At 47.4% G+C, this 23,836-nt stretch carries 23 protein-coding genes; 10 read left to right on the forward strand and 13 right to left on the reverse strand.

Annotation, left to right across the window (positions count from 1 at the left end):
- Positions 1-9: 9 nt before the first annotated feature.
- The 3 genes from FTT89_RS01000 (at position 10) to FTT89_RS01010 (ending at position 4,409) form a co-directional block, all read left to right on the forward strand.
- Entirely contained in the window at positions 10-1,245 is a 1,236-nt protein-coding gene (locus tag FTT89_RS01000; protein WP_005176562.1) for a lipoprotein-releasing ABC transporter permease subunit, read from the forward strand.
- Entirely contained in the window at positions 1,238-1,921 is a 684-nt protein-coding gene (gene lolD, locus FTT89_RS01005) for a lipoprotein-releasing ABC transporter ATP-binding protein LolD (protein ID WP_005176563.1), read from the forward strand. The genes FTT89_RS01000 and lolD overlap by 8 nt, the downstream gene beginning before the upstream one ends.
- 85 nt (positions 1,922-2,006) lie before the next feature.
- The gene (locus FTT89_RS01010) at positions 2,007-4,409 is read left to right on the forward strand and encodes a DNA internalization-related competence protein ComEC/Rec2 (protein WP_180172641.1); all 2,403 of its coding nucleotides are present in this window, start codon (positions 2,007-2,009) and stop codon (positions 4,407-4,409) included.
- Here FTT89_RS01010 and FTT89_RS01015 read toward each other — a convergent pair.
- Complete coding sequence (locus FTT89_RS01015; protein ID WP_160243428.1) at positions 4,406-5,347, reverse strand: lysophospholipid acyltransferase family protein; 942 nt, start codon at positions 5,345-5,347, stop codon at positions 4,406-4,408. The genes FTT89_RS01010 and FTT89_RS01015 overlap by 4 nt on opposite strands.
- A gap of 130 nt (positions 5,348-5,477) precedes the next feature.
- On the opposite strand from FTT89_RS01015, the gene sppA reads away from it, so the two are divergent.
- Together sppA and FTT89_RS01025 are read left to right on the forward strand one after the other, a co-directional pair.
- Complete coding sequence (sppA, locus tag FTT89_RS01020) at positions 5,478-6,503, forward strand: signal peptide peptidase SppA (RefSeq protein ID WP_016660002.1); 1,026 nt, start codon at positions 5,478-5,480, stop codon at positions 6,501-6,503.
- Complete coding sequence (locus tag FTT89_RS01025) at positions 6,500-7,303, forward strand: alpha/beta fold hydrolase (protein ID WP_160243427.1); 804 nt, start codon at positions 6,500-6,502, stop codon at positions 7,301-7,303. The genes sppA and FTT89_RS01025 overlap by 4 nt, the downstream gene beginning before the upstream one ends.
- 76 nt (positions 7,304-7,379) lie before the next feature.
- Here FTT89_RS01025 and purN read toward each other — a convergent pair whose 3' ends face one another.
- Entirely contained in the window at positions 7,380-8,009 is a 630-nt protein-coding gene (purN, locus tag FTT89_RS01030) for a phosphoribosylglycinamide formyltransferase (RefSeq protein WP_016660003.1), read from the reverse strand.
- 6 nt (positions 8,010-8,015) lie between these two features.
- Entirely contained in the window at positions 8,016-9,086 is a 1,071-nt protein-coding gene (gene purM, locus FTT89_RS01035; protein WP_005176576.1) for a phosphoribosylformylglycinamidine cyclo-ligase, read from the reverse strand.
- A gap of 136 nt (positions 9,087-9,222) precedes the next feature.
- On the opposite strand from purM, the gene cxpE reads away from it, so the two are divergent.
- From cxpE to FTT89_RS01055, 4 genes are all read left to right on the forward strand, one after another.
- Positions 9,223-10,446, forward strand: coding sequence for a chloramphenicol efflux transporter CxpE (gene cxpE, locus FTT89_RS01040; RefSeq protein ID WP_005176578.1), 1,224 nt, complete (start codon positions 9,223-9,225; stop codon positions 10,444-10,446).
- Positions 10,447-10,464: 18 nt separating this feature from the next.
- Positions 10,465-11,169 (forward strand): DnaA regulatory inactivator Hda, encoded by a 705-nt coding sequence (gene hda / locus FTT89_RS01045; RefSeq protein ID WP_180006700.1) that lies wholly within the window; start codon positions 10,465-10,467, stop codon positions 11,167-11,169.
- Positions 11,170-11,289: 120 nt separating this feature from the next.
- A complete protein-coding gene (gene rbtA, locus FTT89_RS01050) occupies positions 11,290-13,098 on the forward strand; it encodes a rhombotarget A (RefSeq protein ID WP_168406943.1) in 1,809 nt (602 codons plus the stop codon).
- A 15-nt stretch (positions 13,099-13,113) separates the two neighbouring features.
- Positions 13,114-15,546, forward strand: coding sequence for a CSLREA domain-containing protein (locus FTT89_RS01055; RefSeq protein WP_160243425.1), 2,433 nt, complete (start codon positions 13,114-13,116; stop codon positions 15,544-15,546).
- 84 nt (positions 15,547-15,630) lie between these two features.
- Here FTT89_RS01055 and FTT89_RS01060 read toward each other — a convergent pair whose 3' ends face one another.
- The 5 genes from FTT89_RS01060 to FTT89_RS01080 all read right to left on the reverse strand — a co-directional run bounded on the left by FTT89_RS01060 (position 15,631) and on the right by FTT89_RS01080 (position 18,912).
- Entirely contained in the window at positions 15,631-16,029 is a 399-nt protein-coding gene (locus FTT89_RS01060; protein WP_005176585.1) for a DUF3106 domain-containing protein, read from the reverse strand.
- Positions 16,019-16,339, reverse strand: coding sequence for a hypothetical protein (locus FTT89_RS01065; RefSeq protein ID WP_016660007.1), 321 nt, complete (start codon positions 16,337-16,339; stop codon positions 16,019-16,021). Before FTT89_RS01065 ends, FTT89_RS01060 begins: the two co-directional genes overlap by 11 nt.
- Positions 16,336-16,950, reverse strand: coding sequence for an RNA polymerase sigma factor (locus FTT89_RS01070; RefSeq protein ID WP_005176588.1), 615 nt, complete (start codon positions 16,948-16,950; stop codon positions 16,336-16,338). The genes FTT89_RS01065 and FTT89_RS01070 overlap by 4 nt, the downstream gene beginning before the upstream one ends.
- Positions 16,951-17,109: 159 nt before the next feature.
- Positions 17,110-17,886, reverse strand: coding sequence for an RNA methyltransferase (locus FTT89_RS01075; RefSeq protein ID WP_168369657.1), 777 nt, complete (start codon positions 17,884-17,886; stop codon positions 17,110-17,112).
- A 51-nt stretch (positions 17,887-17,937) separates the two neighbouring features.
- Positions 17,938-18,912 carry a class 1 fructose-bisphosphatase gene (locus FTT89_RS01080; RefSeq protein ID WP_075167770.1) on the reverse strand — a complete coding sequence of 325 codons (975 nt, stop codon included), beginning with the start codon at positions 18,910-18,912 and terminating at the stop codon, positions 17,938-17,940.
- A 188-nt stretch (positions 18,913-19,100) separates the two neighbouring features.
- Here FTT89_RS01080 and FTT89_RS01085 point away from each other — a divergent pair, with 188 nt between their 5' ends.
- Complete coding sequence (locus tag FTT89_RS01085; protein ID WP_005176594.1) at positions 19,101-19,298, forward strand: NF038105 family protein; 198 nt, start codon at positions 19,101-19,103, stop codon at positions 19,296-19,298.
- An 89-nt stretch (positions 19,299-19,387) separates the two neighbouring features.
- Here the strand turns inward: FTT89_RS01085 and pal are convergent, their stop codons facing one another.
- The 5 genes from pal to tolQ all read right to left on the reverse strand — a co-directional run bounded on the left by pal (position 19,388) and on the right by tolQ (position 23,814).
- Positions 19,388-19,957, reverse strand: a complete 570-nt coding sequence (gene pal / locus FTT89_RS01090; protein WP_005176597.1) for a peptidoglycan-associated lipoprotein Pal — start codon at positions 19,955-19,957, stop codon at positions 19,388-19,390.
- Between the two features lie 35 nt (positions 19,958-19,992).
- Positions 19,993-21,276, reverse strand: coding sequence for a Tol-Pal system beta propeller repeat protein TolB (gene tolB, locus FTT89_RS01095; RefSeq protein ID WP_373366853.1), 1,284 nt, complete (start codon positions 21,274-21,276; stop codon positions 19,993-19,995).
- A 199-nt stretch (positions 21,277-21,475) separates the two neighbouring features.
- Complete coding sequence (gene tolA / locus FTT89_RS01100; protein WP_168408364.1) at positions 21,476-22,660, reverse strand: cell envelope integrity protein TolA; 1,185 nt, start codon at positions 22,658-22,660, stop codon at positions 21,476-21,478.
- A 3-nt stretch (positions 22,661-22,663) separates the two neighbouring features.
- Positions 22,664-23,116 (reverse strand): protein TolR, encoded by a 453-nt coding sequence (gene tolR, locus FTT89_RS01105; RefSeq protein ID WP_005176606.1) that lies wholly within the window; start codon positions 23,114-23,116, stop codon positions 22,664-22,666.
- On the reverse strand, positions 23,116-23,814 hold the full coding sequence (gene tolQ, locus FTT89_RS01110; protein ID WP_005176608.1) for a protein TolQ: 699 nt from the start codon (positions 23,812-23,814) through the stop codon (positions 23,116-23,118). The genes tolR and tolQ overlap by 1 nt, the downstream gene beginning before the upstream one ends.
- Positions 23,815-23,836: the final 22 nt, after the last annotated feature.

Here is a 23,836-nt window from a genome sequence, read left to right on the forward strand (position 1 = left end):
CTAGATGGTATGTTTAAACCAATCTCGCTATATATAGGGTTGAGATATACGCGCGCTCGGCGCAGTAATCACTTTATTTCTTTTATTGCTCTGGTTTCAATGATCGGTCTCACTTTAGGTGTTGCTGTTCTGATTACAGTGTTATCTGTGATGAACGGATTTGACCGTGAATTGAAGAACCGGGTCTTGGGGATGATTCCGCAAGCGACTGTTTCATCTACCCAGATTTTAACAGATTGGCCTGAACTTGCAAAAAAAGTTGAGCAACATGAGCATGTTACAGGTGCTGCACCGTTTACCCAATTACAGGGGATGTTGACCGCACACGGTCAGGTTTCCGGCATTATGGTGACCGGTATCGAGCCGGAATATGAGAAGAAAGTTTCGATTATTCATCAGCATATGGTGGAAGGCAGCATTGATAACCTGAAAAAAGGCGAGTTTGGGATTGTGCTGGGCAAGCAAATGACCGATGCCTTGGGCCTCAGTTTAAATGACAGTATTACTTTGGTCTTGCCTGAAGCAACGCCATCACCGGCCGGTGTGGTGCCACGTTTTAAACGTTTTACCATTGTGGGGATTTTCAGCATTGGTGCCGAAGTTGATTCGATGATGGGCTATATCGCCCTGAATGATGCTTCGACCCTGTTACGTCTGCCGGATGGCGCACAAGGCGTACGCATGAAGCTGGACGATATTTTTGCCGCACCTACTGTTGCCAACGACATTGTGAGTGAACTGCCAGCCAATTTCTATGCTTCAGACTGGACCTATACCCATGGTAACCTGTTCAGTGCGATTCAGATGGAAAAGGCCATGGTCAGCCTGTTACTGTTCTTAATCGTTCTGGTCGCAGCCTTTAATATTGTCTCATCTCTGGTGATGGTGGTGACTGACAAAAAAGCCGATATCGCAATTTTACGGACCTTAGGTGCATCTCCGGGCACGATTACCCGAATCTTTATGGTGCAAGGGACCGTGATTGGCGTGATCGGGACAGTCTCCGGCGCGATTCTTGGAATTATTTTTGCCTCCAGCATCAGTGGTTTTATTGCCTGGCTGAACAATGTTTTGGGCTTGAATCTGTTTGATGCCTATTTCATTAACTACTTACCATCGCATTTAAGATGGCAAGATGTCGTGGTCATTGTCAGCCTGTCTTTAATTTTAAGTTTCCTGGCCACAATTTATCCGGCGTTACGCGCGGCGAAAATTCAACCTGCAGAGGCGCTTCGTTATGAATAAAACTGTACTAGAAGCCAAACAGGTCACCAAACATTTTACTGATGGCAAAACCACAGTAGATGTGCTGCGCGGCCTCGATTTAAAAATCGAACAGGGACAATTTGTGTCGATTGTCGGCGCCAGTGGTTCGGGTAAAAGTACCTTGCTACACGTCCTTGGTGGGCTTGATCGTCCAAGTCAGGGCGAGGTTTATTTAAATGGCCAGCGTTTTGACAATTTAGGCGAAGCTGAGCGTGGTTATTTGCGTAACCAGTATCTGGGCTTTGTTTATCAGTTCCACCATTTGTTACCTGAATTTAGTGCGCTGGAAAATGTGGCGATGCCCTTGATGCTGCGTAAGGAAAGTAACTTTAAAGAAGTGAAACAGCAGGCCGAATATCTGCTGGATCGGGTGGGCTTATCGCATCGACTGACCCATAAACCGGGTGAACTGTCGGGTGGTGAACGTCAGCGTGTGGCCTTGGCGCGTGCCATTGTCACCAAGCCGGCAGTCATGCTGGCTGATGAACCGACCGGGAACCTGGACCGTAAAACCGCCATCAAGATTTTTGAGCTGTTACGCGAGCTGCGCCGTGAGTTTAATATGGCCATGCTAATTGTGACCCATGATGAAGAGCTGGCCAAATCGGCCGATACCATTTTGCATATGCAGGATGGCATCTGGGTACCCGACTAAAACCCGATTATCAGATCAATGACCCTTGAAGCCCACTCCGGTGGGCTTTATGCTTGCTCAAAATAAAAATAAGACAGAAAACGACATGTTCAAAATCATGGGTGCCGGCTGGATTTTAGGCATTGCCTGTATGGGCAAAACGCTATGGCCGATGCTGGATTTCCCGCTCTGGTTGTCAGGCCTGTTACTGATTATCCTGCTTTTACAGCAAATAGCTGCTTTACATTGGTCCCATCTGGGCATCCAATTGATTAATACCTGTGTGGCATTTGTCATTACATTTTTGTTGGGGCTGAATTTTGCCCAAAACCAGTTGCAAGAGCGGTTGATATTTCGTGAACTGACCCGCCAGCCGGCAGAGGTGGTGGTCTATGTCCAGCAAATCAATCAGCTGGGTAGCAGCCAGCTCCGGCAACCGGTTCAGGTGCTGAACCGGCATAGCCAGCCGGTGCAATGGCTGGCCTTGCTGCCGGCTGAACAGGAACTACAGCTGGGGCGTTATTATCGTTTACAGGGGCAGACCTTGCCGGCGCACAGTTTTGCCGTTCCGGGTGCGTTTGATGTAGAGCAGTGGTATCTCCAGCAAAATATCATGAGCGGCTTTCAGGTCCAGTCGATTGTGGAACTGACTGAATCGGAACTGTATCGGCTGGGATTTGGGGCACATTTAAGACAGCATCAGCAACTCTGGCCGCAATTTAAATTGTGGATCGAAACACAGCGTTTACAGATTCGTGACTTTATCCAGCAGCAGGCATTGCAGCATCCCGGCTTAATACTGGCACTGCTGACTGGCGATAAAAGTTTACTCGATGAAGCCACCGAGCAGCAGTTTCAGCGTTTCGGGATGAGTCATTTGCTGGCGATTTCCGGGCCGCATGTGCTGATTTTTGCCGCCATGCTGTGTTTTGTGCTGCAGCGCCTGGTCACTCGCTATTGGCCCGAATTATATGCGCAATTGCCCCGAAGTTATCTGCTGTTGCTGCCGTTTATGGGCTGTGTATTTGTATATTGTGCCTATGTTGGGTTTGAAATTCCTGCGCTCAGGACTTTACTGATTTGTCTGGTGGCAGGCGCCTGCCTGTTGCTAAAGCAGCCGATACAGCCGCTGTCTTTGCTGATTGGTAGTGCTTCGTTATTGCTGCTGCTTGATCCGTTGAGTGTGCTGTCGGCGGCATTCTGGCTGTCTTATGGCGCCTGCTTTGTGCTGTTAAGGATTTACCAGACCCTCCGGCAACAACCGGTGCATCCGCAGCAGACGTTGATGCAGAAATTGTGGCAGGGCTTCCGGCTGTTATTTGAATCGCAATGGAAAATTTTTATTGCGCTGTTTCCGCTGATGATCATCTTCTTCAAGCAGATTGCCTGGATTGCGCCGCTGAGTAATCTATTGGCCATTCCCTGGATCGGTCTGGTGACTGTACCGCTGGATATTCTGGCCGGTTTAAGTTTTTATCTGGCGGAACCGCTGAGCCAGTTGCTGTTTCAGCTCAATGACTTGGCGCTAAGTCTGTTATTGGGTTGTTTGCAGTTGCTGGATTTGCTGTTTGTGCCGCAACTGATTCCGGTTGCGCTGAGCCCACCGATGCTGCTGAGTCTGGTGCTGGGACTGATGATTTTATTTCTTCCCGCAGGTCTAGTGCCTAAAGCCTGGTCAGCGCTGTGCTTGTCGCCTTTGCTGTTTCAGGATCAGTTTTCTCGGCAGGTGGAACTTAGTGTGCTGGATGTTGGGCAAGGGCAGGCGATCTTTTTACGCTATCGTGAACACAGTATGATGATTGATATGGGCGGTCATTATGATGAACAGAAATGGAGTATCGGCCGGCAGATTATCCAGCCCTTTTTAAGTGTCAAAGGCGTGCAGCAGTTAGATTATTTATGGTTGACCCATCTGGATCAGGATCATAGCGGTGCCTATCAGACCTTAAAGCCACAGTTGCAGGTGCAACAGGTCTATGCCAATGCTCAGCTTGAGGTACATCCGGACAGTCGCTTTGACTATTGCCGGCAGGGACAGCAATGGCAGTGGCAACCGGGCATCCAGATACAGGTACTCTCTCCGAAACCGGAGCAGTTAAATCCTGTAGAACAGCAGAAAAATGAAAGTTCCTGTGTGCTGCTGGTTGAGTTTGCACAGGCTCAGCCTTATTCACGCTTTTTATTGATGGGCGATGCAGGCTGGCCGACTGAATATCAGTTATTACAGGATTATCCGGATTTAAAAGTGGATGTGCTGGTGCTTGGCCATCATGGTAGCCGGCACAGTTCATCTTACCAGTTTTTAAAACAGCTGGAGCCTAAACTGGCAATTGCATCGGCGGGGCTGAATAACCGTTATGGCCATCCGAGCACGCAGGTAAAAGCCCGACTGAACGCCTTAAAAATTCCCTTATGGCAGACCGCGCAGCAGGGTAGCATCCAGTTTTATCCCACTGAGAATGAGGTGCTACCGTATCGGCATATGCGGGTTTGGCTGCGGCGTGATTAAGCGGAATTAGCTTTGGTATTTTGAATTAACGCCAAGGCTTCATCCGTAGGAATATCATAAATCCGTCTTAAGGCTGGATGTGCCTTAAAGCGTTTATAACTCCAGTGATAATGTTCCGGATGCTGGGCAATCAGCTGTTCAATCTTCTGGTGAATCATTGCGGTGCCTTCATTGGCAGAACAGTCGTAGAGCCGTGCGTCCATGGCTTCAATGAAAATATCAAAACCTTGCTGTTCATTGCGCAGTGCATACAGAAACAGGGCAGCGGCTTTAGTTTTTTGAATCAGCTTGGCACTCAGGTTGCTGGATTCAAGTGGCAGGCCAAAATAGTGAATCATTTCACCCCCCAAATGCGGGGTGTGGTCCGGCAAAATTACTGTGGTTCCACCTTGTTTCAGTGCCTTAAAAATCTGACGAATACCGCTGTCATTGGTCGGCACCAGATTGGCCTGTTCACGGCTGCGAGCGTTACGGACAAACTCATCAGCCGATGGATTTTTCACCGGTTTATACATGATGGTCATTTCGGTGTGCTGCGCCACCCAGGCATTCATGATTTCCCAGGTGCCAAAATGCGGCACAATCAGTACCACGCCTTTTTGCGCAGCCAGTGCCTCATGTAACAGCTGTTCGCCATGCACCTGATGAATGCGGGAAATATTCTTGTGGTTTTCTGCGCCCCAGATATTAAAAAACTCAAAATAAGAGGTGAGTTCATTGCGAATGGCCTGACGCGCCAGCTGTTCACGCTGGGTCGTATCTAAATGCGGCAGGGCAATATTTAAATTGAGGCGAATGACCTGAGAGGTCTTGCTGAGCTGAAAGACATTCAAAAATGCCGCCAACACGCGGGCCGCCCAACGTGAAAGGCTGAGGGGTTGTCGACTGACAAAATGAAGTAAACGAGAGATAGTCGTTGGGGCGAGTTTATCAGTCATTCAGTATAGTGAAATCTAAAGAAAAGGTTAAAAATGAAAATATTATAGGGGAAAACATTCAATTTAGACAGCAATCAGTTTTTCGGCGTATATAATGGAGGAAAATTAACTCGAGTTTTGGATTGTTTTTATGTCCGATTGGCCGCCTAAACCAGAAAATGAAATCAAGAATAGCCATCCACCCACAGCACAACAACCGACAGGAAACGAATGGAAGTTACTGGAAAAAGCGGTTTTAGCCTCTGTTGAAGAACAGCGCCGCGCCAGACGCTGGGGAATTTTCTTTAAGTTCCTGACCTTTGCCTATATTTTTATTCTGCTGGTGATTATGGGTAAAAGCTGTAGCAATAATTCTGCTACGGCCGTGACCAGCAGTTCGCATATTGCCGTGGTCGATATTGTGGGCACCATCGCAGCGGATAAACAGAGCGTCAATAGTGAAAATACCATTAAATCACTGCGTAAAGCCTATGAAGCAAGCGGCAGTAAGGCGGTGGTGCTAAATATTAATTCACCGGGCGGATCACCGGTTCAGTCCGATGAAATCTGGCAGGAAATCCAGTATTTAAAACAGCAGCATCAGGATAAAAAACTGTATGCGGTGATTGGCGATACCGGCGCTTCAGGCGCTTATTATATTGCTTCAGCTGCCGATGAAATTATTGCCAATCCATCCAGTCTGGTTGGCTCGATTGGGGTGATTATGCCGAATTATGGCGTTAGTGGCTTAATGCAAAAGCTGGGTGTTGAAGATCGCACCATGACCTCCGGTGAAAATAAGGCGCTGCTGTCGATGACACAACCGGTGGATCCGGCACAAAAAGCCCATGTTCAGGGTGTGCTGGATAATGTGCATGCGCATTTCATTACTGCAGTCAAACAGGGCCGTGGCAACAAGTTAAAAGCCAATGATCCAACCTTGTTTTCCGGCTTATTCTGGACCGGCGATCAGGCATTGAAACTGGGGATTATTGACCGTCTGGGCAGTATGAATACGTTAAAACGTGAATTAAAAGTCGACAAAACCGTCAACTATACCATTGAATATAATCCGCTAGATTCGATGCTGGGTCGTATGGGCACTGCGGTAGGTCAGGGGATGGCCAGCGCTGTATCGCAGCAGATTCAATCTGAACAAAGTACCAAATTACAATGAAACCATTAATCCATTTTGCTCACGCCAATGGCGTACCGTCACGGGTCTATCAAAAACTATTTCAGCATCTGCAAGATGATTATGACGTGATTGATGTGCCTTTGCTCGGGCCAGATAAACGTTATCCAATCGATAATCACTGGAACAGTCTGACCCAGCAGGTGATTGACAGTATTGTGCGGCAGGCACAAGGCCGCAAGGTGATTGCACTGGGTCATTCACTTGGTTCGGTGCTGAGCTTTCAGGCCGCGCAGCAACGCCCGGAACTGTTTTCCCAGCTGATCATGCTGGATCCGCCAATGATCATGGGTAAAGAAGCCTTAGTGATGCATGTAGCGAAACTGTTGAAGCTGAAAGCCCTCGATAAAATGTCACCGGCGGGATTGTCTAAACGCCGCCGTGATCATTGGGAGTCACGTCAGCAGGCTGCCGAGCTGCTCAGACCCAAAGGCTTTTATCAAGATTTTGATCCGGACTGTTTTCAGGCTTATATCGACCATGCACTGACAGAAGATCTTGTACGTGGTGGAGTGACGCTTACCATTCCTAAAATGGATGAAGTACAGATTTTCCGTACCAATCCATCTTTATGGTGGTTGCCACAGGCCAAGCTGAAGGTGCCGGCACAATTGGTAGTGGCCGAGAAAGGTCCGTTTCTGGCCCGCAAGTTTCCGCAGCAAATTGAGAAGAAATTCGGGATTCCTTTTCATGTTGCGCCGGGCGGTCATATGTTCCCACTGGAACAGCCTGAGCAAGTGGCACAGATGATTAAATCCTTATTAAAGGATCAGGCACCTTAAGATTACTTTTGGGAAAAATCAGGTCATAAAAAAACGCATCCGAGGATGCGTTTTTTTATAGATATTACTTTTTATTTTAGCGCTGACAGAACTGTAGCGGTTGCGCTAACACCTGACCACGATACAGCACCGCGTTTGGTGTGTGCTGCAGCGTACCACTACAAATCCATTCCACCACTTGCGGATAAATCAGATGTTCCAGCACATGCACACGATTGGCCAAGCTTTCCACGCTGTCCTGATGCGATACAGTAAGTACCCCTTGGGCCAGCGCCTGACCGGCATCCAGCTCGGCAGTCACATAATGTACCGTACAGCCATGATAGACATCACCCGTGTTTAACACCCGTTGATGAGTATGCATGCCTTTGTAATGCGGCAGCAGAGAAGGGTGAATGTTCAGCATTTTCCCTTCCCAGGCTTTAACAAACTTGGCGCTTAAAATGCGCATAAAGCCTGCCAGCACCACCAGATCAACCTCCCAGTCTAAAAGCTGTTGATGCATCACATCATCAAAACTTTCACGGTCTGGGTATTGCTTGTGTTCAATTACCGCAGTGGCAATACCGGCTTTTTGGGCACGTTCCAGCGCATAGGCTCCAGGTTTGTTGGAAATGACCCCGACAATTTGTCCCGAAAGACGGGCATCAATCAGGGCCTGTAAGTTCGATCCACTGCCTGAAACAAGTACAGCAATTTTCAACATAGACAATTACGCAAAAATCACACGGATTTTTTCGTCAGCACCTTCAACAGATTCTGCATTGTCAACAATGTGACCCATTGCCCAGGCTTTTTCGCCCAACTGGTTCAGCAATTCAACAGTTTTGTCAGCATCCGCTGCATCCACTGCCAATACCATACCAACGCCACAGTTAAAGGTACGGTACATTTCGAATTGTTCAACACCGCCTTCTTTTTGCAGCAGTTTGAACAGTTCTGGCCATTCCCAAGAGGATTCGTTAATTACCGCTTGCGCACCATTTGGCAGAACGCGTGGTAAGTTACCAGGTAAACCGCCACCGGTGATGTGCGCCATTGCGTGAACATCAACAGATTTAAGTAATTCAAGAATAGGTTTGACATAAATACGGGTTGGCTCCATCGCTGCATCTGCCAGCGGACGGCCATCTACGATTTGAGTCAGGTCAACGTTTTTCACGTCCAGAATTTTACGAAGCAGAGAATAGCCGTTTGAGTGTGCACCTGAAGACGCAACACCAATCAGAACATCACCCGCTTTGACTTTAGAGCCATCAATAATTTTGCTTTGCTCAACCACGCCTACGCAGAAACCTGCAAGGTCATAATCTTCGCCTTCATACATGCCAGGCATTTCAGCAGTTTCACCGCCAACCAGTGCACAGCCCGCAAGCTCACAACCTTGACCGATCCCGGTAACTACATTGGCTGCAACATCAACGTTTAAGTGACCCGTTGCATAGTAGTCGAGGAAGAACAGTGGTTCTGCGCCACAAACCAGCAGGTCGTTCACACACATGGCCACCAAATCCTGACCAATGGTGTCATGACGGTTTAAATTAAGGGCTAAACGTAATTTTGTACCAACACCGTCTGTGCCTGATACGAGAACAGGTTCTTCATAACCTTTAGGAATTTTACAAAGTGCGCCAAAGCCGCCTAATCCGCCCATCACTTCAGGACGAGTGGTGCGTTTCGCAACAGATTTAATTCGATCGACTAACGCGTCACCGGCTTCGATGTCGACACCAGCATCTTTATAGCTTAAACCAGGGGTAGGGTTAGAAGTTGAGTTGCTCATAATGAAGTCTCCGCATTCGCGCGGGGGATTATAACCCGAATATACGAAACTCTTATGTTATTTATGCGCTAAAATGCTATCTTTATTAAAATATTTTACTTTATATAACGATTACACTGCAAAAAGGCGAGATTCTATGGCAGATCGTACTTTACGTCGCATTTTTATCCTTGCCGGGATAGCTTTAATTTTTTGGATTTTATATTTACTCAAGCCGGTCGTTATTCCATTTATTGTCGCCTTTCTTGTGGCTTATCTGTTCAGTCCACTGGTTGATACTTTATATCGGGTTGGGGTGCCGCGCTGGTTATCCATCAGCATCGTTTTTGTCGGAATCGGGATTCTACTGACCGTGGCAGTCTGGTACATCATTCCGCTGGTCTGGAAACAGCTGATGATTGCCCGCGACAGTATTCCGGTCGGAATTAACTGGATCAATACCACCTTTTTGCCTTGGATTTCTGAAACCTTTAATGTCGATGAGATGGAAATTGATACCACGCATATGTCAACCATTATCATGGACTATGTGCAGACCAATTACAGCGCCGACAGCATTCAGGCCATGATTTTACGGGTGGCGCAGTCCGGTCTGAACTTTATCCAGATTGGCGGGACCATTGTTTTAATTCCAATTATTGCCTTCTATTTTCTGCTCGACTGGGACCGTATGCTGGACAGTCTGCGCCGTTTAATTCCACGTCCGTATGAGCGCAGCACCCTGCATATTGTGAATGAATGCCATAACGTATTAGGCGCGTTTGTCAAAGGTCAGTTCCTGGTGATGATCCTCCTAGGTGTGGTCTATGCCACCGGTCTGCAACTGATTGGTCTGGACGTTGGCCTGATTATCGGGATGGTGGCAGGTCTGGCCAGTATCATCCCATATTTAGGTTTTGCGGTCGGGATTATTGCTGCGGTCATTGCCACCTTATTGCAGTTCGGTATCGACTGGATGCAACTGTTCTTGGTGCTGGTGGTGTTTATGATTGGTCAGGCGGTAGAAGGCTACGTGCTGCAACCGTTTTTACTGGGCGATAAAATTGGACTGTCACCGGTAGCAGTGGTATTTGCTGTACTGGCTGGTGCGCAACTGGCCGGTTTCCTCGGGATGTTAATTGCCTTGCCGGTTGCCGCGGTAATTGTGGTCTTGCTGCGTCATGCCCGGGATTGCTATGAACGCAGTCAGTGGTATGGACAGTCGACGGCTATCATTCATCATGACCAGCAAACGGGCAGTATCAGCATAGAAACTGATCAGGTGGATGTCGATATTGATCTTGAGAAAGATCAGACAAAGCCACTGCAACAGACTGAAAAATCGAGTAAGATGAATCCTCTTGATCCTAAAGATGTTTAACGAAGGCCTATTCTGTATATGCGTCAACTGCAGCTTGATATAGAACCTCAACTCGATGCCCGAATCAGTGATTTTTCTGGTCCGGGCTGGGGCCATGTAATTGACGCAGTGCGCCAGTTGCATGCGGGGCTGGTTAACCGTTTTTATGTTTATGGCGGTGCGGGTACCGGCAAAAGCCATCTGCTTTCGGCGATTTGCGATTCTTATCTGGAAATTGGCAAATCCGCGATTAAAGTCTCTTTGCTGGAACTTCTGGATGCCCCGACCGAAGCCATTACCTCTTTAGATCATTTTGATCTGGTCTGTCTGGATGATATTGAGGCGATTAGCGGCGTGCCGCATTGGCAGCGCGCGGTATTTCATTTAATCAATTACAGCAATGAAATGGGCGGGCAATTGGTGTTTTCATCACGTTTTGCCCCGATTGAACTGAAACTGGAATTGCCCGATTTACAGTCCCGTTTAACTCAGGCTGTGAGTGTGAAAGTGCCGACCGGCAGCCTGTTTGCCGACCGTCAGGCTTTGGTAACTTCGGTGCTGCAACGTAAAGGTATTCAGATTGATCAGCAGATTATTGACTACTTGCTGTTACATGGTCCGCAGCAGACTTCAATGCTGTTACAAAGCCTGCAACAACTGATTCAGCTGCTAAAAGGCGAAAAAATCAAACTGAGCGGTGCGAATTTGCGTCAGATCTACGCATTAATTGACGAATATCGGTAAAATACAAAAAAACTTGAGTAATTACTCTAGCTATGACAAATTACACTCAAAATAAGTCTTAGTTGCAAGGAAGCTGCAACTTAAAAATAAAAATGAATAAATAGGTTAAGGAGTAAGCTTATGCTCAAGCGGAGCATCGGCATTGGTATGCTGTTTATTGCGGGACATGCTTATAGTAGCAATATTGTTGTCACCATCACTGAAGATATTCAAGCCAATGATAAAGAATGTTCACTGCGCGAAGCAGTCGAGTATATTAATTTGGGGTTGCCGGAAGAAGGCCATAATGGCTGCGGTGGCGAAAATTCCTCCAATGTCATTCTGTTAGAAAAACACGCCGTTTATAAACTTAATCAGCAGTTAAAAATCACCCAACCCTTAAGCATTAAAACCACCTATGACACCGGCCTGAAAGAAAACAATATCAAAGGCCTGAACAATGCCATTATCGAAATGGCCGGTAATGAACGTATTTTTCATATTGAAAGTAGTGATGATAAACGTATTCAGGTCAACCTGAGCGAAGTCAGTCTGCAAGGCTGTGGCAGCGACAGTTGCCGTCCCAATCAGGGCGGCCTGATTCTGAACCATGAATACCTGGTGCTGGATTATGTCAAGCTGAGTCAGGGCCGAGCCAACCAGGGCGGTGCCATCTATAATCTGGCTGAAGTGGGAGAGAATATCGCGCCAGCCTTTATTGAAATTAAAAACAGTTTAATCCAGCACAACCATGCCACCGAGGGTGGCGCCATCTATAGCCGACTGCCAAGCTTCCGGATTTATGCAGCGGTGTTTAGCGACAACAAAACCAGCGATCTGGCATCTGCCAACCTATACACCCAGTTACCTACAGAAGATGTCGAAAATCTCAAGCTGCTGGCCGCTGCCAATACCATCAGCAGTACGACCTTTAACCGCAATGAAGGCTATGTGCTGAACCTGAGAGACAATATCGGGGTCAATAACGTCACTTTAATGGGCAATAGCGCAGGGGTACGTTTAGAAGCCCCGGCAGGAAAAGGCTATATTGCCAACAGTATTCTGCTGGCCAATCCACATCCTGTGACGGCGCAGTCTGCTAACTGTAGCAAAGAGGCAGCCGATCAAAGCGTGCTGCAAAACAATCTGGTCTCTGAAGAATGTGGAACGGGCGATGCCAATTACCCGAACCAGATCTGGCAGGGTAGCCATATTTTTAGCGGGAATATCCTGGAAGGCGCCTGTAAGGTGCTGAGTGAAGATGAGGACGCATTATTCTGCCCGTATCAGGTTAAAGAAGAACAGTTCCTGGGCTATATTCGCCCACGTATTTTACTGAATTACCAGACCCTGGCTGATTCTCCAATCGTCAACAAAGGCTATGCACAAGTGGGCACCACTGAGCAGGTTACTTGTGCCTCGGCAGATCAGCGCGGGGTGAACCGAGCTTCGGATAATACCTTGTGTGACCGTGGTGCAATTGAAATTACCGTACCTGATGCCTCAGGTCTCATTGGTCGGGATATTCTGGCCGGTGAAATTGCCGAAATGTCGGTCAGTGATTTAATTGGTGATAGTGATCTGGTACCAGCCGAGTTCTGTGATAGCCTGTTTAGCAGCAATCCGACCGGGAAAGCCTGGCAAGCCGGCTGTGTGCAGATTGAGCAGACCCAGACCAGTTCCAAGGGTCAACTGACGATTGATGAGCAGGGCAAGATTATTTATACCCCGGATTCTGCCTGGCATGGCGCAGATGTTTTTAAAATTAAACTGGTGACCAGCAGTACACGTTTTAACACCACCAAACCGTATGTGGAAATTCGTGTACAAGTGATTCAGGCACCTGAAAACCACATGGACAGTGACAAAATTAAAACATCTGGCGGAGCAGTGGCTGGCTATGGCGTGCTCATGTTGATGTTACTGGCAGCTTGGCGCCGTAAAAAATAAAAACAGGGAAAGGGAATGAAAAATTATAAAAAAGCACTCTTGGGAGTCATGATTGTCAGTGCCATGTCATTAATGGCCGCAGAAGACCGTACTATTTATGTCACCACATTTGCCGATGAAAATGGTGAAAACCCGGATAAATGTTCGCTACGTGAAGCCTTGGTGGCGGCCAAACAGAACAAAGCATTTGGGGGCTGTAGTGTCGGCAATACCAACTATATTGCAGTGGACTATATCCGTCTGCAAGCGGGTGAATACAAGTTAAATGCTGAATTACGCCCGCAATCCAATGTGCGGATTATGGGGGCGACACCGCTTGATTACAGCAAGAAAGATCCTATCACCCACCGTTATCCGGCGCTGATACCACATCAGACCATTATTAACGGCCAGGGGTTGCATCGTATTGTTAATACGCTCGACAGTCAGGCCAATGTCATGTTTGACGATCTGACCCTTAAAAATGGCTATAGCGATGGGCTGGGCGGGGCTTTACTGGTTGCCGGACCGTTGACCTTGACCAATACCGCAATTCTGGATTCGCAGGCAGCGCGGGGTGGTGCACTGTATATTGCTGCCCATAATCAGGAACAGCCAATTACGGTGGTGAATAGCCTGATTCAGGGGAACAGCGCCAGTGTCGGCAGTGTGCTGGCGATGGACTGTACGGCAAATCTGGCAGATACCCAGGCCAATATCACCATTCAGCAAAGCAGTGTCATTCAAAATGGCAACAGCAACAGCCTGAGTAGCTTTGATTTTTGTGGCAAGCCGCGTCTGACTTTAACCAATACCACAGTGGCTAAAAATAAAGCGAACTTAACGCAGGGGCATATTTTTAACCTGGCCAATGGCCCGGAGCACCGCCTCAGTACGCAATCGGTCTTCAGTTTAAATAACAATACCATTGTCGAAAATGAGGCCGCCAGCACCTTCTATTATGATGATTCAGGCATCAAAGTATTAAGATTTAATGTGCTGGCATTTAATACCGGAAAATCATGCCGTTATGCGTTGAATAATGGCAATTTAACCGAGCGGCAACCGAATATCAGCTCATCACGCAATGCGCTAATTTTCCCGAATGCACAAAGTGTAGAGCAGGGGGTATGTGACCTGCCGGAAACGCTCGCGAGCACAGAAGAAAACTCAATGAGCTCGGTGAATTTAAGTGGCAAGCAGTTAAGTGATGTGCTCTATCCAATGCAGCCGGCTTCAGCCTATAACTTATTCCTGCCGTTATATTATCCAAAAAATCTGGACAATGATGCGGACCTGGTCAATGTCGAAGGATTTGGCTGTGAAGTGTCAGATCAGCGTGGTTTACAGCGTGTGACTGATGGCACCCTGATTTTAGATCCAGAACAGAAAAACAGCTGTGAAATTGGTTCGGTTGAACTCATGCGTATGACCGCAGCAGATATTGTCAATCTGAAAAACGTGTCGCATGTGACCTTGTTTGACAGCTATCAGCAGGAGATTGACCGTTTAAAAGCGCTGGTTCAGGCACCAGAGAAAAATAAAGAGCTGTTGGCCCAACATCAGGCAGATCTGCAAAACTATGAAAATTTACTTAAATTTTCCAAGCAAAAACAGAAGTATCGGACTATTTATATCGATCCATTTGCACTGGCCCTCAAGCATGATGAACCAAATGCCGATGGTAGCGTGGCACAATTGCTGGAACTAAAACCGGAACACTTTAATATCAGTACAGAAGTCTATGGTATTGGCGGTGGTTTAGAAGATGTGGCCTTTGACCGCAGTAAACTGCTGCATGATCCAAACCTGAAATGCGAATGGGATGCCGATGTAAAACGGATTCTGTTCTATCGGGTCGATGATCAGGTGACCCAGAATATTGATTCTGCCTATTGTGCCTATACCATTACGTCGGTGACGGATCCAACTGTTCAGTCGAGTGGTTTGCTTGAAGCAAAATTCATGAACATCAAACCGATTGCCAAAGCCGACCGCTACACCATTGAATATGGTTCGGATTTGAAAATTAATGTTAATCCGCTGGAAAATGACAGTGATGATGGCGATGGACCTGTCAATACACTGCTGTCTGGACAAAATAAACCGGCCTTTTATACCGATAGCAATGGACTTGAATTGCCAATCCGTTTAACCAATGTGCCTTCAAGTGTACTGGTCACGGCAGACCGGAGTGGTCCATGTCCAGGGGATTATGTGCGTGAAACTTGTTATGGCGGAAACCTGCAGATTCAGGTGCGTAACAGCTATAGCCCGTTTGATTATGAGCTGAAATACACGGTATTTGATGCTGAACAGGAGCTGTCTAATGAGGCGACCATCAGCCTGATCAATACCGCGAAAAACAGCAATACTGAAGGAAGCGGTGGTGGAAGTCTAGGGCTTGCTGGATTATTTGGTTTATTGGGCATGGCGGTATATCGTGTACGCCGTCAGTTTAAGTCCTAAATCATGAATTCAGTGAGTGTAAAAAAGCCTCTTTCAAGAGGCTTTTTTATGGACCAGCATTGGGTTGATGCTTGGCTTAACCGCTTAGTATTCCGTCGGCGTGATATATTTATTGATATATTCTTCACGAATCAGTACGCGTTCTTCAGGCGTGGCCTTCTGCATTCTTTGGCCCAGTTCCTTGCGTTCCTGGGTACTCATTTTTTGCCAGGTTTCACGCATTTTCTGCTTTTCTGCATCGGGTAGCTGAATAAACCAGTCCATACGCTGTTGCAAAGAAGCACTTTTATCGGACGGCAGTTCTTTTAAATTCTGATAACGTTTGATTAAGGCCAATTGTTCTTCATCTGAGAGGGTTTCCCAGCTTTCAACAATTTTTGTGTCTGCATCTTTGGAGAAAATCCAGAAACGCTCAAAGCCAGCAAAGCTGGTTTGCAAAAAGCCCAGCGCACAGAAGGCGAATGCTAAACGTTTAGCTGCCATGTTGAACTTTATCCTCACCCAGCACCAATAACATTTCTAGATCTTCCATCATTTGCGGTGAAAGTTTTGGCGTAGCCACCACCTGATTTTGCGGTTGTGCGGTCATTTCTACCGAATTTGGTAAAATGACGAACCCTGCAATGGCAGCCGCAAGTGCAAAACCGGACATTTTCCACAGGCCATAGCGTGATGTCTGCTGGTCCTGAATCTGATCCAGAACATGATTCATCACCACAGCTTTGTCTTTGTGGTGGTGGGCGAGTCCATCAAGTTTGGAAGTCACTTGTTTTAAGAAATCATCTTGTTTCATTCGGATGATCCTCCCAGATATGGATTCATATGTGCCAGGGTCTGGCGTAAAGCCTGAATAGCACGATGATAATGGGTTTTTACACTGCCTTCAGAACAATTCATAATCTGGGCAGTGGTCTGAGTATCGAACCCTTCCCAGGCCCGCAGCATAAACGCTTGTTGCTGACGCACCGGAAGTTTGGCGATTGCCTCCTGAATTTCTTCAGCAGTCATGGCTTGGTCCAAAAACTCAGCAGGATTGAGTGCACGTTCATCGACCAGATCATTTTGTTCGACATCATCGTCATCCAGGCTGACTTTGCGGAAAAATGAAAAGGGTTGTGCACGACGGGCTTCTTTACGTCGCCAGTCCTGTAATTTGTTATTTAAAATGGTGTAGAACAGCGGATACCACTCATCTGTGCTTTTATCGGCATAGGATTTGTGCAGGGAAATAAAGGCTTCCTGAACCAGATCCATCGCGATGCCATGCTGTCCCTGAGTGGCACTTTCCATCATCACTAAGGCGCGCCCGGTGACCTCGTGCATAAAAGTTTTCAGGCGTTGTTCAGCCGTACTCTTCAGAGTACTCAAACTTTCAGGTTGAGACTTTTTGGGTGCTAAATCCATAGAGATGGAAAATCCTGTCATTGGATACCCACCATTATTTTTAACTTCATGGCACTATTAACGTTAAGAATAATGGTTCGGTTGACATTACAAGTTATTATTTTTCTAGTGTAATCTATTTTTTTAATAGGGCCAGCCTATTTAATATAAATTAACGTATTAGAGTCGTTGACGTACCATTTCAAAGAAACAGACTGAACCGGCAATCGCGACATTTAAAGATTCCTGTCCGCCCGGTTGTGGAATGGTAACGGCTTCGGCATGTGCTAGTGCGTAATCCGATACACCTTGACCTTCATTACCGAGAATCCATACGCATGGCTGGCTTAAGTCTTTGGCATACAGGCTGGTGGAACGGTGTGAGCTGGTGACATAGACCGGAATTTTAAACTGTTCCAGAATCTCCTCGAGCTGGATATTTTCAAAGGTCTGCAAAGAAAAATGCGCACCCATCCCGGCACGTAATACCCGTGGTGACCATAACGAGGCGGAGCCTTTGGTGCAGACAATTTGCTGGATGCCGGCTGCAGCAGCCGAGCGTAGCAGGGTGCCGACATTGCCAGGGTCCTGGACATTTTCCAAGATTAAGGTATCGGCCTGATAGTCAAGCGCCTGACTGGAACTTGGCAAATCGACAATAGCCAGACAGGCAAGGGTGGTGCCCAAGGTACTTAAATCTTTATATAAAGACTCGCCAATTACAAACACCGTACCCTGATACTGGTCCAGAATATCGTTCAGATCAGGATGTTTCAGGGCATTTTCGGTGGTGAAAATCGCGTTAATTTTCCGGTTTTGTTCTAACCATGCCAGACAAAGGTGCGAACCTTCAAGCACAGTCTGACCTTGTTTTTTACGGTAGCTGTTTTGTTCAATCAAGCCACGTAGGTGCTTAATTTTAGGATTATCTTTCGATTCGAGAAATAAGGTAGGCATGGAGAACATCCACACCTGTGAGCACAGACCCACAGGTGTTATCAGAAAAAATTAAGCGTGGTAGCCAGTAACAAGATCAACTTCGTTTTTAGAACCAATGATCACTGGTACACGTTGATGCAGATCGGTCGGTTCAATTTCCAGAATACGTACACGACCTGTTGTCGACGCACCGCCGGCTTGTTCCATGAGCATACTCATCGGGTTGGCTTCATACATTAAACGTAAACGGCCAGCTTTTTTCGGATCTTTCAGGTCATATGGATACATGAAAATCCCGCTACGGCACAGAATACGGTGAATATCACCCACCATACAGGCTACCCAGCGCATATTGAAGTCTTTTTCACGTGGACCGGTTTTACCTGCTAGCAGTTCATCAATATAACGTTGAACGGGTGCTTCCCAATGACGCTGGTTAGAGGCATTAATTGCATATTCTTTGGTGTCGGCTGCCACCTGGATATTTTCCGAAGTCAGCAGGAATTCCTGAGTTTCCGGGTCAAAGGTAAAGAACACTACACCTGCACCGACGGTTAAGGCCATCATGGTTGATGGGCCATACAGTACATAACCGGCAGCAACCTGGTGAACACCGGCCTGCATGAAATCAGCTGCTTGCGTGACGGCATTTTTTGCCGGAAGAATCGAGAAAATGGTGCCGACACACATATTGATGTCGATGTTGCTTGAACCATCTAGCGGATCGAACAGCACTAAATATTGGCCATTTTCCTGTGCCGGAGTGAATTCATCCAGTTCTTCTGAGGCTAAACCGCCGACATTAGGATGTTTCTGTAAAGCATCAATCAGGTAATCATTGGAAATGACATCGAGTTTCTTTTGCTCTTCGCCTTGCACGTTCTCATTTTGTGCACTGCCCAGAACCCCAGCCAAGGCGCCTTTTTGTAAAGCCTGATCAATAGTTTTGCAGGTATTGGCAATGGTCTCAATCACCTGTGCAAGTTCAGGGGTTAAATTTCCGCTTTGTTGTTGTAGAAATTGGGACAGGGTGCGATAAGACATAATAGGAAAACTCCGAATAAGAATCGATCGGGCATGATCAAAAAAGCTTTGTCCGATATTTTAGATGAGAACAGCTTAAAAGAAAAATTAAACTCAACTATTTGACGTGATTTTGCCCTTGCAAGTCTGCTAGAAAGTGCTATGTTGATGTGAAGGAACAGAATCAACCAGTATATAGGAGCACACATATGACAACGTTAAAGTTTGATGCGACTCCAACCCCAAGCGAAGGCATTAGTTTAGATGAAATTAGCGCCGACAAGGTCAAAGAGGCCTGGAAGGGGTATGAAGCAAAACCAGAGTACAAGAAATTTAACAAGCACGACATGATTGAGTCGATGCAACCCGCCAAAGATGAAGAAGATGCACAGGCAGATGCACCTTAAATAGAATTTGGCTCAGCTCTTGTGTTTGAGTATTAAAAAAGCGCCCGATGGAGCGCTTTTTTATATTGAGCAACTCTGCTCAATGATGCTTAACGCAGTAAAGGAGGTACCGCTTCGTAGTTGATTTCAACACGGCGGTTTTCTTTCCAGGCACTTTCATCATGACCTGGGTTAACCGGCATTTCTTTACCATAGCTGACCGGTTCCAATTGACCCGGATTCACGCCTGTGGTGACCAGGAAGCTTTCAACCGCTTTGGCACGACGCTCACCAAGGGCCATGTTGTATTCACGGGTACCACGTTCATCGGTATGACCTGTAAGCGCGACTTTCGAGTTGGCATTGGCCATCAGGAATTGTGCATGTGCCTGTAGGGTTTGTAGGTCTTCATTCGACAGTTCGCTGCTGTCATAGTCAAAGTGCACCACACGTTTTGCCAAGAATGCTTTATTGGCTTCAGTTACACCTTTGGCAGATGCACCGGCCAGGTTTTGTGCATTCAAGGCTGCATCATCACTTAAGCCTTGTGTATTGACCGTGGTTGAAGAGGTCGGTGTTTGTCCTGCTTGAACATCGGTTGCAGGCTTACGGTTGGCACAGCCAGTCATCACCAGCGCTGAGGCCAGTACAGGCAATACAAATAATTTTACTGCGTTCATTTTCATCTCCATGAAACTTGGTTGTTCAGTTGCTCTTATTTTGGTGCCCAAGCCGGTTCACGCACTTCACCTTGTTCACTTGGCAAATTCATACGGAAACGACCATCTAAAGACATAATGGACAGCAGGCCACGCGCACCTTCACGGGTTGCATAGACCACCATCTGTCCATTTGGTGAGAAGCTTGGAGATTCATCCAGGCTGGTTGGGGTGAGGATATTGGTAATGCCGGTATTAATGTCCTGAATCGCAACTTTATAATTGCTGCCACTTGGACGATGAACCAGCGCCAGTTTTTTACCATCGGCACTTAAAGTACCACGCGCATTAAATGCGCCGCGGAAGGTCAGACGTTTGCTGCTGCCCGTGTTCAGGTCATAGCGATAGATTTGCACTGAGCCGCCACGATCTGAAGTAAAAATAAACGATTTACCATCGGGTGCGTAGCGTGCTTCTGTATCAATGGCGCTGTCATTGGTCATGCGCTTGAGTTGACGCGTGCCCAGATCCATCTCGTAAATTTCCGGATTGCCGTGCATTGAAGCAGTAAACAGCATGCGTGAACCATCTGGAGAGAAGCTTGGTGCGCCATTTAAGCCACGGAAGCTGGCCAGTTTTTCACGTGAACCGGTAGATAAATCCTGAACATAAATCGCAGGGCGTTTGGTTTCAAAGGACACGTAGGCAATTTTCTTGGCATCTGGCGTCCAGGCCGGCGACAAGATTGGATCGCGTGAAGTCAGAATGGTTCTTGGCTGTTCACCATCGGTGTCGGCAATTTGCAGGGTATAGCGCTGCTCCGGAGTGGCCGGATTCCGCAAGACATAGGCAATACGACCACTGAAATCGCCTTTAATACCGGTCAGTGCTTCATAGATGGTGTCACTGATCATGTGCGCAGCCTGACGGGTACGTGAAGCCGGTACAGTCAGTAATTCGTTTAATAAATACTGCTGCTTTTGCACATCATACAGCTGATAGTGAATTTCAAAGCCACCATCTGCGGTTGGCTTGCTGGTACCAGTCACCACATAAGGTACACCGGCGGCCTGCCAGGCAGCGGCATTAGGACTATTATTTGCTGCACTTGCCGGCAAGTTTTTTGATGAGCTGGTGAATTTGCCGGAACGGTTCAGGTCATTTTCAACAATCGGGTAAATGCTTTGATCATTACTAAACGGAATGATGGCAATTTTCGGGGCTTCTGCAGGTGCTTTGGCAATTTCCAGATGTAGCTGGGCATGGGTTTGAGAGACCATTATTGGACCCAAAGCGGTAAAAATTGCCAAGTAAAGTAGATGTTTAGGCTTCATTTCCATCATTCGCTATTTACTCAAAACATAATTCTTGTTGATGTGATTGTTCTACATAATGCCATGCTTATTTGAGATTTAAAGCAGAGAATTATGACCAAACTGTTATAACACTGTGAAAAGTGAATAAAATTTTGTCGCTTGTTGTGCAGTGTAACTGAAAAATAACAGGCCATCCCGGCTTTTGACAGGATGGCGAGTCAGCTTATTTGGCAGTAAAGCTGGAGGTAAAACTGCGTGCTTCACGGCGTGCATCCGGGTCCGAAGGCATTGGATAGGGTGCAGCGGCACGTACCGCGGCCTCGACACTGGCTTTCATGTCCGGATCACTGGAGTTCACAATCACCGAGGCTACCGAACCGCTGTCGGTCAGCGTAACCCGTGCCGTGGCAGTTTTGCCAGAAGAGCCGACCGGAATATCCCAGGCCCGACGGATCTTGTTTTCAAAATCGCGTTTGGCTGTAGAGGCAATCCGTTTGGCTTCAGCTTTCTTTTGTGCCGCTTCTTCAGCCGCCTGTTTGGCCGCCGAAGCTTTGGCTTCTGCTTCAGCGCGGGCTTTGGCCTCTGCATCCGCTTTTGCTTTCGCAGCTGCATCGGCTTTGGCTTTTTCAGCTGCTTCGGCTTTGCGTTTGGCCTCCGCTTCAGCCTTGGCTTTGGCTGCTGCTTCTGCTTTGGCCTTATTCGCAGCCTCGGCTTTGCGTTTGGCTTCAGCATCGGCTTTGCGTTTCGCCTCTGCATCTGCCTTCGCCTTGGCTGCCGCATCCGCCTTGGCCTTATCTGCCGCTTCGGCTTTACGTTTGGCTTCCGCTTCCGCCTTACGACGTGCATCAAGTTTGGCTTTTTCTGCTGCTTCTGCCTTACGCAGGGCTTCAGCTTCGCTGCGGCGTTTGGCTTCTGCCTCGGCTTTGGCCTGTGCAGTGGCCTTGGCTTTTTCAGCGGCTTGGGCTTTACGTTCAGCTTCAGCCTTGGCGCGCTGGGCCTGTTGTGCCTGTAATTTTTCTGCTTCCGCCTGCGCACGAGCCTCTAGGCGTTTTTGCTGTTCGGCCTGTTGCTGTGCGGCAGTATTGCTTGGTTGTGCTTTGGCCGGTTCTGGCTGAGGCACAGCTGGTGGTGCGACCGGAATTACCGGAGCGTCTTCAACCGGAGTCGCGGTTTGCTGAATCTCGGCTGCTACATTTTTATGTGCGGTCTCAGCAAACTCGGTTTCTTCACGAGTAACTGGGGGTAAATCTTCCGGTTTAATCAGCACGGTCCGAATCTGTTTGGGTGGCTCCGGTGGCTGGCTCATGCCCAGATAAAGTAAACCCACCACGGCAATGACATGCACGCCGAGCGTGAAGCCAATGGCCAGTGCTTTTTGCTGAAACGGTGGTTTTTGCAATCTTTTCATCATTTACTTTAATGGCTCAGTCAGTAAGCCAACTTGAGTTAAACCGGCGTCCTGAAGGCTGCTCATCAGGGCCATGACTTCGCCATACGCACGAGATTTTTCACCTTCAATCACCACATGCAGTTCTTTATTTTCTGCTTGCGCCTGTTGCTGTGCTTCACTTAATACGGCAGTCAGTTCACTGAGTGTTAGCGGCTGACTGGAGTTTTGGGCTTTGTATTTCAGAAAATACTGGCCGTCTTTGTCCAGACTGACCACAGCTGGCGCATCTTTGGATTCAATCGGATTGCCATTGGCCTGCGGCAAATCGACATTGATGCCGCTGGTAATCATTGGGGCAGTGACCATAAAAATGACCAGCAGCACCAACATCACGTCGATGTAAGGCACCACGTTCATATCACTTTTTAAGGGCTTTTTAATACGCTCGAAGCGTCCGGAACGTTGAATGGCCATTAGTCATGTTCCCGTGCTGAACCCAAAGACTGACGTTGTAATAAGGCCACCATTTCTTCAGCAAACAAGGCACGGTCTGAATAGAGGCTTTCACCTTTGGCGGTGTAATGGTTAAAGGCCAGGACTGCTGGAATTGCGGCAAATAAACCAATTGCGGTGGCAATCAGCGCTTCGGCAATCCCCGGTGCAACGGTAGCCAGTGTTACCTGATCGACATCGGCCAGGCCAATAAAGGCATTCATAATGCCCCACACGGTTCCAAATAAACCAATATACGGTGCCACAGAGCCAATGCTGGCCAGCGCGCCTAAGCCTTGTTCAAGTTGGCCTTGGTCACGGCTTAAACCGACACGTAAAATACGTTCGGTACCTTCCAGACTTTGTGCAGTCGGGGCATGACGTTTTTTCAATTTGAGAAATTCACCCAGACCCTGATAGAAAATATCTTCCAGGCCGGTGCGTTTGGAATTGAGTTGGGCGTTGTTATATAGCGTATTTAATTCAGCACCAGACCAGAAGATTTTCTGGAAATGATCATCATCAGCCTGGGCTTTTTTATAACTGAGATGTAACTTGGCGATCAGATACCAACTATACAAGGAGGCCAGTAACAGCACCAACATGACCAGTTGTACCACAGGGCTTGCCTGCAAAATAAGATCAGAGACTTGTAGAGATGATTCTAATTGTGTTGCCATAGTTACGTAGTGCCATAAGTTT

The sequence above is a fragment of the Acinetobacter sp. YH01025 genome, from assembly GCF_013420185.1.
Lineage (GTDB): Bacteria > Pseudomonadota > Gammaproteobacteria > Pseudomonadales > Moraxellaceae > Acinetobacter > Acinetobacter indicus.